Origin of the sequence: Zhongshania sp., from assembly GCF_041584495.1 — a bacterium.
In the GTDB taxonomy this organism is placed as follows: domain Bacteria; phylum Pseudomonadota; class Gammaproteobacteria; order Pseudomonadales; family Spongiibacteraceae; genus Spongiibacter.
Genome location: NZ_JBFHDY010000126.1, coordinates 1 through 9,632, shown reverse-complemented (window position 1 = coordinate 9,632; position 9,632 = coordinate 1). Strand labels below are relative to the sequence as shown.

General features: G+C 52.0%; 11 protein-coding genes and 1 other RNA gene. 4 read left to right on the top strand and 8 right to left on the bottom strand.

Going from position 1 to position 9,632, the window contains the following annotated elements; translation table 11 throughout:
• Together rnpB and rsmI are read right to left on the bottom strand one after the other, a co-directional pair.
• Positions 1 to 329: RNase P RNA component class A (rnpB, locus tag ABYP33_RS15770), an RNA gene on the bottom strand; the annotation flags it as partial.
• A 54-nt stretch (positions 330 to 383) separates the two neighbouring features.
• The gene (rsmI, locus tag ABYP33_RS15765) at positions 384 to 1,241 is read right to left on the bottom strand and encodes a 16S rRNA (cytidine(1402)-2'-O)-methyltransferase (RefSeq protein ID WP_373092112.1); all 858 of its coding nucleotides are present in this window, start codon (positions 1,239 to 1,241) and stop codon (positions 384 to 386) included.
• 32 nt (positions 1,242 to 1,273) lie between these two features.
• On the opposite strand from rsmI, the gene ABYP33_RS15760 reads away from it, so the two are divergent.
• From ABYP33_RS15760 to ABYP33_RS15745, 4 genes are read left to right on the top strand one after another with little or no spacing between them, the layout of a single operon-like run.
• Positions 1,274 to 3,181, top strand: coding sequence for a penicillin-binding protein activator (locus ABYP33_RS15760; RefSeq protein WP_373092111.1), 1,908 nt, complete (start codon positions 1,274 to 1,276; stop codon positions 3,179 to 3,181).
• Positions 3,181 to 3,564, top strand: coding sequence for a YraN family protein (locus tag ABYP33_RS15755; RefSeq protein ID WP_373092110.1), 384 nt, complete (start codon positions 3,181 to 3,183; stop codon positions 3,562 to 3,564). Before ABYP33_RS15760 ends, ABYP33_RS15755 begins: the two co-directional genes overlap by 1 nt.
• Positions 3,565 to 3,577: 13 nt before the next feature.
• On the top strand, positions 3,578 to 4,168 hold the full coding sequence (locus tag ABYP33_RS15750) for an SIS domain-containing protein (RefSeq protein ID WP_373092109.1): 591 nt from the start codon (positions 3,578 to 3,580) through the stop codon (positions 4,166 to 4,168).
• Positions 4,165 to 4,737 carry a BON domain-containing protein gene (locus ABYP33_RS15745; RefSeq protein ID WP_373092108.1) on the top strand — a complete coding sequence of 191 codons (573 nt, stop codon included), beginning with the start codon at positions 4,165 to 4,167 and terminating at the stop codon, positions 4,735 to 4,737. The genes ABYP33_RS15750 and ABYP33_RS15745 overlap by 4 nt, the downstream gene beginning before the upstream one ends.
• A gap of 55 nt (positions 4,738 to 4,792) precedes the next feature.
• Here ABYP33_RS15745 and ABYP33_RS15740 read toward each other — a convergent pair whose 3' ends face one another.
• The 6 genes from ABYP33_RS15740 to rplM all read right to left on the bottom strand — a co-directional run.
• Positions 4,793 to 5,206, bottom strand: coding sequence for a ClpXP protease specificity-enhancing factor (locus ABYP33_RS15740; protein WP_231856162.1), 414 nt, complete (start codon positions 5,204 to 5,206; stop codon positions 4,793 to 4,795).
• Positions 5,207 to 5,223: 17 nt separating this feature from the next.
• Positions 5,224 to 5,871 carry a glutathione S-transferase N-terminal domain-containing protein gene (locus ABYP33_RS15735; RefSeq protein WP_373092107.1) on the bottom strand — a complete coding sequence of 216 codons (648 nt, stop codon included), beginning with the start codon at positions 5,869 to 5,871 and terminating at the stop codon, positions 5,224 to 5,226.
• Positions 5,872 to 5,980: 109 nt separating this feature from the next.
• A complete protein-coding gene (locus ABYP33_RS15730) occupies positions 5,981 to 8,038 on the bottom strand; it encodes a ubiquinol-cytochrome c reductase (protein ID WP_373092106.1) in 2,058 nt (685 codons plus the stop codon).
• The gene (petA, locus tag ABYP33_RS15725) at positions 8,038 to 8,634 is read right to left on the bottom strand and encodes a ubiquinol-cytochrome c reductase iron-sulfur subunit (RefSeq protein ID WP_373092105.1); all 597 of its coding nucleotides are present in this window, start codon (positions 8,632 to 8,634) and stop codon (positions 8,038 to 8,040) included. The genes ABYP33_RS15730 and petA overlap by 1 nt, the downstream gene beginning before the upstream one ends.
• Positions 8,635 to 8,872: 238 nt before the next feature.
• Positions 8,873 to 9,265 carry a 30S ribosomal protein S9 gene (rpsI, locus tag ABYP33_RS15720; RefSeq protein ID WP_008251606.1) on the bottom strand — a complete coding sequence of 131 codons (393 nt, stop codon included), beginning with the start codon at positions 9,263 to 9,265 and terminating at the stop codon, positions 8,873 to 8,875.
• 12 nt (positions 9,266 to 9,277) lie between these two features.
• A partial coding sequence (gene rplM / locus ABYP33_RS15715) for a 50S ribosomal protein L13 (protein WP_373092104.1) occupies positions 9,278 to 9,632 on the bottom strand: 355 nt, incomplete at its 5' end.

Below are 9,632 nucleotides of genomic sequence, written 5' to 3'. Positions count from 1 at the left end.
GGGTTCTGTCTTGGACGACCATTCATCTGGGATCTGCGTCACCGCAGACCTCTAGCAGCCTACCCGAATCCACTGTGGGCCACAGCATTGGATTCCTATTTGGCCTTGCTCCAGGCGGGGTTTACCATGCCACGAACTGTTGCCAGCCGCGCGGTGCGCTCTTACCGCACCATTTCAACCTTACCGGCAGCTTGCGCTACGTAGGCGGTGTATTTTCTGTTGCACTTTCCGTAGGCTCGCACCTCCCAGGAGTTACCTGGCGCCTTGCCCTGCGGAGCCCGGACTTTCCTCCCTGCAGCGAACTGCCGAGCGATCGTCTGGCCGACTCACCTGTAAGAATAACCAGTAGTTAACCCCCGCGCAAGCGCTATTTCCACAGACATTTATAATGGGTGCTCGATTCCATACTGGTATAACTGGTTTTTCTTAATGCCACTGATTTTCGCGCACAGCGCCGCCGCCTGTTTGAGCGGCAGATCTTCTCGCAATATATCCAATATTTCGATCACTTCAACAGGAAGACCTTCGTCACCCGCAAAGCCCGCAATCAACAACACACACTCACCACGCTGCTGATTGCTGTCTGCGCTTATAAACTCCAGCATCTCGGCGGCCGGGAGGCGCTTGACCGTCTCGAACATTTTGGTTATTTCTCTGGCCAGAACGATTACCCGCTCAGACCCCATGACGGCCAGCACGTCGGCCACGCAGTCTTTTATGCGGTGGGGCGCTTCGTAAAAAATCATGGTTCGGCGCTCTCGCAGCAGGGCTTTGAACACCCCTTGCCGCGCATGTTGTTTGGCAGGTAAAAAGCCCTCAAACATAAAACGATCTGAAGGCAAACCAGCCACACTCAACGCCGCTATTACGGCGCAAGCGCCGGGGATCGGCACCACCTTAAAGCCCTCGCGCAACGCGAGATCGACCAATTTAAAGCCTGGATCCGATACTAGCGGGGTGCCCGCGTCAGAAATGAGCGCCAAATCCTTACCGTTGCGCAAATGCCCGAGCAAGCGCTCCAGAGCGGCATTATTACTGTGATCATGATATGCCACTAGGGGTGTATCAATGTCAAAATGGCTCAGCAATGTTCGACTGTGGCGCGTATCTTCCGCCGCAATGAGCGCAACCGTTTGTAGGACCTCTATGGCTCGGGGTACCATATCGGCCAAATTCCCTATTGGCGTTGCAACAACGTAAAGGGTGGGGCTAATTTCCACAACAGCGGCCTCATTGACAATGCATGACCGCGCAGACTAACAATGGCTGATCAATGAAGACAAGAACTTTTGCTTTTGCACTCACTTGCGGCCTATTGGCTAGCTGTGCTGCTAACCCGCCGCCAACCTCAGTTTACAACCGTCCGGAGGTGAGGCAACCGCAAGCATCAGCGCAGCCAACACCTCAGCAAAGTGGCGAATTCAACCCTGCGACCGCCGATGCCGAACTCGTGGAACAATGGCTGCTAGACGCCGCGACACTCGATAGCGACGAAGCGGCAGATTTGTTGCTCCGCGCGTCCGAGGTACTCCTGCGCGAAGGCGAGCTGGCCCGCGCAGACGATGTAGTGGGCGAATTAATTGCGCCGGAATTAAACGCAGACCAGGCCTTGCGCCTTGCCATTATTCGCGCGCGGGTGCACCGCGGCCACGCCGAGTTCACCAGCGCCCTAGCAGAGCTGTCCGACCCCCTAATCGAGGCTGCGGTTGTTGATGCACCTATACGCCGCCAACTGCAGTACAGCCAATTGCGCGCCTCGCTCTTTCAGATTGAAGGCGATCACCTCGCCGCTGCCAGAGAGTGGATTTTCATCGACCCACTGCTCAATCCGAGCCAACAGCGCGCCAACCGGGAGTCTATCTGGCAGTCGCTGATGCAAATTCCCACCGCTACGCTGATTGAGCACATTGGCAGCACTGGAAATAGGGATTATCTTGGCTGGCTGGAACTCGCCTCCGTGGCCAAAGACAATCAAGGTGATATCGAGGCCCAGGTTCGCCAACGTGACGCGTGGCTAGCGCGCTGGCCCCAACACCCGGCCCGTTACTCACTCCCAGGCGGTCTCGATAAATTAGATGATTTGATTGTCGAGCGGCCAGACCAAGTCGCGCTCATTTTGCCGGTTACCGGGCGCCTTGCAGCCTACGGCAAAGCTATTCGCGACGGCTTTTTTGCCGCCTATTACGAGACCTTAAATCAAGGCGGCGGCGTCCCAAAAGTTCGACTTTACGACAGCAATAGCGCGGATATTAACGCCCTGTATCAACAGACAATAAACGATGGCAACAAACTCGTCATAGGCCCACTGGAAAAAGAGCATGTTAGCGCGCTAACTGCCAGCCACCCGCAAGCAATGTCGGTGCCCACACTGGCACTCAATCGCATAGACGGCGAGCGCTTCCCAAGCGGCCTGTATCAGTTTGGCCTGAACCCTGAGGACGAGGCGGCGCAAATAGCCGATATCGCGCTAGCCAAGGGCTATAAGCGCGCCCTGGTGATTACGCCCGAAGGCTCATGGGGACATAAGGTAGCCGTCGCCTTTACCGATCGCTGGCAGCAACTGGGCGGCAAAATTGTTGCCAGCCAAACCTTCGATTCAAATAAGAACAATTACTCCAAGCAGATTAAAAATATTTTAAATATCGACAAAAGCCAACAGCGCCTGCAACGCCTGCAACAAATTATTGGTATCAGACCCAACTACGAACCCTACCGGCGCACCGACCTCGACTTCATCTTTTTGCTCGCGCGCCCCAACGAAGGCCGCGCTATTAAGCCACTACTGGCCTACCACTATGCAGGAGACATCCCCGTCTATGCGACGTCACACATTTACCGTGGCAACAAGGCGCCAACCAAGGACCAGGACATCAATGGCGTACGGTTTATTGATATTCCCTGGATTTTTAACGAAGAACTTGAAATTCGCCAAGCCATTAATAATGGCATACCGTCCAGCGCCGGCTACCAGCGGATGTACGCCCTCGGCGTAGACAGCTTTCGGCTCCACCTCCGACTTAAGCAGCTGCGCAATGGTGATCGTAATCAGGTGTTCGGCGAAACCGGCACCCTTAGTTTAAATATGCTTGGCCAAATTGAGCGAGAACTGTCATTAGCCGAAATTCAAAACGGCATCGCCGTGGTAAACCCAATTACCACGGCGGAAACTGAGCTGCGCTAATGCGGCCCAAGCAGGGAGCTTGCAATACCGGTGCGCGCGCCGAACAAGCTGCATGCCGGTATTTGCAAAAGCATAAGCTAAACGTCATCGCTAGGAATTATCGTTGCCGCTTTGGGGAGATCGACATCGTATGCCGCAGCGACCAACACCTGATATTTGTAGAGGTTCGCTACCGCCATACCACACATTTCGGCAGCGCGGCTGAATCTGTCAACGTTGCCAAGCAGCAACGCATTATCCTCACCGCCCGTCACTACCTCAGCTGCAGCGCCGATGCTAAACAGTACAGTGAACTTCCATGCCGCTTTGATGTCATTGAAGCAAGCCCTGGCAACAGTGGTGAGCTGCAGTTAAATTGGCTTCCCAACGCTTTTCAGGAGTGAGAGACAATACACCGTGGATAATACCGAGCAAGTACTAGACCTGTTTCATCGCCATATTGAAAGCTGCATGTATACCATGGAGTCTTTGAGCGACGTGATCGTTCAAGCCAGTGAATGCCTCGTTGACAGTATGCTGCACGACCATAAAGTTATTTGCTGCGGCGAAGGAACCAGCGGCCTCATCGCTCACCACTTGGCCACCAACCTCCTCACTAGCTTTCAGCAAGAACGCCCAGCACTACCCGCGATGGTACTCAGCGCCGACGCCGCTACCGCGATAGCCGTAGATTCCAGCTACAATGATATTTATGCCAACCAAATTCGCGCATTAGGCCAAGCCGGCGACTGTTTAGTACTGTGCTATTACGGCAACGGCTCAACAGCGACCTTACGCGCTATTCAGGCCGCACACGAGCGCGGCATGCGGGTCGTCTCACTGTGTAACCTCAACGGCGGCGACGCCAGCTCACTCCTCTCACCAGAAGATGTCGAACTCGCTTTTCCCGTAGAAGACCGCGCCAGAGTCACAGAAATGCAATTAATTGCCGTTCACAGCATCTGCGAACTCATTGACAGCCAACTGTTTGGAAACCCTCACGCATGATCCAATTTCAACGCTATGCCCTAACCCTACTCCTTATCGGCGTACTCAGCGGCTGCACACAGATACTCACTGCAACCACCGACACCCCTATCGCTGAAGATCCCGGTAGCCGGAGCCTCGGCAGCTACCTAGACGACGAGATCATTGAAACCAAGGCACTGGTTAATATCCGCAAAACAGACCCTGCACTGCAAAGTGCACGCATCGCAGTAACCAGCCATAATGGCATCGTGTTATTAACAGGAAATGTGCCCACCAGCAGCTTAAGGAGCGTTGCCGGGGAAGTGGCCAACAAAGTAAAAAAGGTTCGCAAGGTTCACAACGAACTAATGATTGCTACTAACGTCAGCATGTTAGCCCGCAGTAACGACGCATGGATCAGCACCAAAGTCAAAAGCCGCCTATCTCTCGACGACAAGCTTGATGCGTCAAAAATCAAAGTCATCACTGAAAACGGCGTTGTTTATTTAATGGGACTGGTATCAAAATCAGAGTCTGACGTCGCGACTAAAATCGTCAGCGAGACGAGCGGGGTACAGAAAGTTGTGCGGGTCTTTGAATATTATTAAAGTTTAGAATAAAAAAGCCGGCTTGATTCATTCCCATCAAGCCGGCTTTTCAGTATTACTTAACCACTTTCAAACTCGGCTTACCCTTTGCCGTCGGCAGCTTACTAAGACTAGCACTCGGCCTAGATCCTGGCGGCTTGGGCGGCACGTCCGGCTCTTCGGCATCAAAGAGCATGCCTTGACCATTCTCCTTAGCATAGACACCCAGTACTGCAGAGATTGGCGCACTCACCTCCTGTGGCACGCCACCAAAGCGGCCGCTAAACGTCAAAAAATCATTGCCAACGTGCAAACCCACCACCGCAGACGGGGAGATATTGAGCACAATCTGACCGTCTTGCACATACTGCTGAGGCACGAAGACGCCGTCATGAAGTGCATTTACGAGAATGTAAGGCGTACAACCATTGTCGACCACCCATTCGTAAATTGCCCTAATCATATAGGGACGACTCGATGTCATTGCCATAATATACCACCAGTGGTTTAGGCTACTGACGCCTCGTTACGATTTTCACGCTCTTTTTCAGTCAGACTTTCCTGAAAGGAAGGCCGCTCAAACAATCTCGCCATATAATCGAACAAGGGCTTAGATTGACGGGTTTGCGGAATAACCACACCCAGCTGAGGCAAACGCCACAGAATCGGCGCCAAGCAGCAGTCTACTAGCGTGAATTCATCACTCATAAAAAACGGCTTTTCAGTAAATATAGGGGCTACAGTTAATAAACTATCCCGCAATTCCTTACGCGCCTTTTCAACATTCTTTTGATTGCCACCGACCAGCAGCTCATCAACCAAACGGCACCAGTCACGCTCAATACGGTAGATATACTGACGGCTCTCACCACGGGCTACTGGATAAACAGGCAATAGCGGCGGATGCGGAAAGCGCTCGTCAAGGTACTCCATCATTACTTTTGATTCGTATAATGCTAAGTCGCGATCAACCAAAGTAGGCAGCGAATTATACGGGTTCAGCTCGGCGACCTCTTCCGGCAGAGTGCCCGGTTTCACATCGACGATATCAACAGTCACGCCTTTTTCGGCCAATACAATTCTTACCCGATGGCAGTAATGACTTGCTGCGTCGGAGAAGAAGGTCATGGTAGAACGCTTGGCAACAACGCCCATTGATCTCACCTCAAATTATCAAACTAAAAACAAGAAACGGGCAGCTCCAAATAGAACCGCCCGCTGACTCTCTCCAACCCACACGACAAGTCGGGTGAGTCAAAGGGGTTTAATGCACGTCTTTCCAATATTCACGGTTCAACAAGAAGGCAAATACAAAGAACACCGCAATAAATAACAGAACATATACGCCAATCCGCCTGCTTTTCGCAGCAGACGGCTCAGCAACGTATTCCAAAAAATTAACCAAGTCATACACGACTTTATCATACTCGGCGGGACTCAGGGCGCCCTCAGTTTGGTAGCTAAATGAACCGCAAGGGTTCAACGCCTTACCATCATCGCCAAACAAAATATTTTCGCCGGTTAGTGGGTCGCGTAATATGCCGCCGTTATGGGCGTGCACTGGGCCTGGTGCGCACTCGGGCATACCCTGTAACTCGGCCATCACATGAGGCATACCCACATCTTTAAAGACTTTGTTGTTCACGCCATAAGGGCGCGAAGGGTCGGCATAGAAGGTCCGCAAATAAGTGTATAGCCATTCAGGACTACGAGCGCGCGCCACCAACGTTAAATCAGGTGGCGCAGCGCCAAACCACTTTTTTGCATCGGCAGCGGCCATTGAGTTATGCATGAGCGAGCCAATTTTGACATCGCGATCAAACTTCAGGTTTTCCTCAAACAACTCAAGCGGGATCCCAAGGTCGTCAGCAGTACGCTGGTAGCGCGCATAGCTCAGTGAATGACAGCCCATGCAGTAGTTCATATAGGTGGCTGCGCCGCTTTGCAGCGACGGCAAATCAGTCACATCAGTGTCGATTTGATCACAGGCCATCGTGCCGCAATCAAACGCCGACTCAGCGCCCGCGGCCTTAAGTGGCAACACGGTTAACAGAATCACCGCCAGCAACACCAGCATACTCTTCCAGAAGCCCATGCCACCGTCGGTGGTGCGGGTTGGCTCCGGCTTAGTCGCTTCCCACTTAGTCCAAAATGGCATCAGCAAGAAGAACGCGAAGTAGAGTACCGAACAGATCCGCGCCAATAAGGTCCGCGCTTCAGTAGGCGCTTTCACACCAAGCACACCAAGGATCAAGAAAGAAGCCACAAAAATCAGGATGGCCGCTTTACTGATATTGCCCTTGTAGCGAATCGACTTCACCTTACTGCGATCCAGCCATGGCAGCAGGAACAAAATAGCAACTGACGCGCCGAAAGCCATAAAGCCCAGCAGTTTATCAGGCACTGCGCGCAGCACTGAATAGAAAGGAGTGAAATACCAAACAGGCGCAATGTGCTCTGGGGTTTTCAAGCCATTGGCGATTTCAAAGTTAGCGTGTTCAAGGAAATAGCCGCCCATCTCCGGCATAAAGAACACAATGCCACAGAACACAAACAAAAAGACCGCGATCGCCGTCAAATCATGCACGGTGTAGTACGGATGGAAAGCCACGCCATCTAGCGGTATACCGTTAGCGTCCTTATTCTTCTTGATCTCAACACCGTCGGGGTTATTAGAGCCCACTTCGTGCAATGCCAATAAGTGGAGAACAACCAAGGCAATCAAGATAATTGGCAGCGCAACAACGTGCAGTGCAAAAAAGCGGTTAAGCGTGACACCCGAAATAAGGAAATCACCACGTACCCATTGCACAATGTCTTCGCCTACAACAGGAATCGCGCCAAACAGCGAAATGATAACCTGCGCACCCCAGTAGGACATTTGCCCCCAAGGTAGTACATAACCAACAAAGGCTTCAGCCATCAACGCCAGAAAGATGAACATACCGAAAACCCAAATCAATTCACGGGGCTTTTGGTAAGAGCCGTAGATCAGGCCGCGGAACATATGCAGATAGACCACGACAAAAAACGCCGAGGCGCCGGTAGAGTGCATATAACGAATGATCCAGCCGAAGTCGACATCACGCATGATGTATTCAACAGAGTTGAAAGCTTCTTCAGAGCTGGGGGTAAAACTCATGGTTAGCCATACACCGGTCAGCAGCTGATTTGCCAGCACGACCAGCGACAAGACACCAAAGAAATACCAGAAGTTGAAATTTTTTGGCGCGTAGTACTTACCCATATGGGTATCCCACGCACGCATAATTGGCAGGCGGGCATCAACCCAGTCGCGCAAACCCACTAACATTTTGACCATTACGCAGCCCCCTGATCAATACCGATAACAAGCACACTGTCGCCCTCGAAGGAATAAGGGGGAACAATGAGGTTTTGAGACGCAGGTGAACCCTGATAAACACGACCAGCTAAATCGAAGCGCGAACCGTGACAGGGGCAAAAAAAGCCGCCCAACCAAGATTTGCCACCGAGATCCGGCACGCCCACTTCGGGGTGATGCTTTGGCGCGCAACCTAGGTGCGTACACAAACCAACGAGAACCATATATTCTGGCCGAATTGAGCGGGTCGCAATTTCGACATATTCAGGCTGCTCGGAACCACCAGACTCAGGATCTTTTAAGTATTGGCCAAGCTCTTTCAGACCGGCAACCTGCTCTTGGGTGCGACGCACCACATAAACAGGCTTACCACGCCACTCAACAACAACCATCTGACCGGGCTCAAGCTTACTGATGTCGGCCTTTACTGGCGCACCAGCAGCCTTAGCTTTAGCACTTGGATTCCAAGAACCCACAAATGGCGTTGCTATACCAACGGCCCCGGCGGCACCAACAACAGATGTTGCGGCCGTCAGGAAGCGTCGACGTCCTGTATTTACGCCGTCATTACTCATGACGATTCCCCCATAACATACGAAAAGTCAGGCTGGCCCCGCTAGATGAGCAGAACCCACTCCAAAATTCCAAATGGGCCAAATACTAATGAACTTGACCCATTCTGACAATAATTATGCGCGACAAAGACCCGCATCCAGATCGTTGTTCAGGCAAAAAAAAACGCCCACATCGTAGCTCGTGGGCGTTTTCCGAAAGCCGCAATGGGCAGTCTCCACAGGCCAGAGGCCGTAGCGGTTAACGCTTGGAGAATTGTGGCTTCTTACGAGCTTTACGCAGACCGACTTTCTTACGCTCAACTTCGCGTGAGTCGCGAGTTACGAAACCAGCTTTACGCAGTGGGCTGCGCAGGCCTTCATCGTATTCCATCAGAGCACGAGTAATGCCGTGGCGAATCGCACCGGCTTGGCCAAAACTGCCACCACCCGCAACGGTCACCAAAATATCAAATTTTTCAGACATTTCGACCAGCTCTAAAGGCTGACGAACGATCATACGCGCCACCTCACGACCAAAGTACTGATCAAGAGTGCGATCGTTTACTGAAATAGCGCCGGTTCCTGCTTTCAGGAATACACGGGCTGACGAGGTTTTACGGCGACCTGTACCGTAATACTGGGTGGCTGACATATTACGCTTCCGTTAGATATTCAGTTCAACTGGCTGCTGAGCGGTATGTGGATGCTCAGTACCAGCGTAGACTTTCAATTTTTTAAACATAGCACGACCCAGCGGGTTTTTGGGCAACATACCCTTTACCGCTCCCTGGATCACGCGCTCTGGGGCTTTATCAATCAACTTTTCGAAGCTCATTGACTTCAATCCACCTGGGTAACCAGTGTGGTGGTGATAGATTTTACCACTTGCTTTATTGCCGGTAACGCGAATTTTTTCCGCATTAACAACAACGATATAATCGCCAGTATCAACATGAGGCGTGTATTCAGGCTTATGCTTACCGCGCAAACGATGCGCAATTTCACTGGCCAAACGACCC

What these genes read in the sequence shown, in the direction of transcription:
- ABYP33_RS15740 (WP_231856162.1), bottom strand. Translation starts at nt 5,206, where the DNA reads ATGGCAATGACATCGAGTCGTCCCTATATGATTAGGGCAATTTACGAA.
- ABYP33_RS15755 (WP_373092110.1), top strand. Translation starts at nt 3,181, where the DNA reads ATGCGGCCCAAGCAGGGAGCTTGCAATACCGGTGCGCGCGCCGAACAA.
- ABYP33_RS15730 (WP_373092106.1), bottom strand. Translation starts at nt 8,038, where the DNA reads ATGGTCAAAATGTTAGTGGGTTTGCGCGACTGGGTTGATGCCCGCCTG.
- petA (WP_373092105.1), bottom strand. Translation starts at nt 8,634, where the DNA reads ATGAGTAATGACGGCGTAAATACAGGACGTCGACGCTTCCTGACGGCC.
- ABYP33_RS15760 (WP_373092111.1), top strand. Translation starts at nt 1,274, where the DNA reads ATGAAGACAAGAACTTTTGCTTTTGCACTCACTTGCGGCCTATTGGCT.
- rpsI (WP_008251606.1), bottom strand. Translation starts at nt 9,265, where the DNA reads ATGTCAGCCACCCAGTATTACGGTACAGGTCGCCGTAAAACCTCGTCA.
- ABYP33_RS15745 (WP_373092108.1), top strand. Translation starts at nt 4,165, where the DNA reads ATGATCCAATTTCAACGCTATGCCCTAACCCTACTCCTTATCGGCGTA.
- ABYP33_RS15735 (WP_373092107.1), bottom strand. Translation starts at nt 5,871, where the DNA reads ATGGGCGTTGTTGCCAAGCGTTCTACCATGACCTTCTTCTCCGACGCA.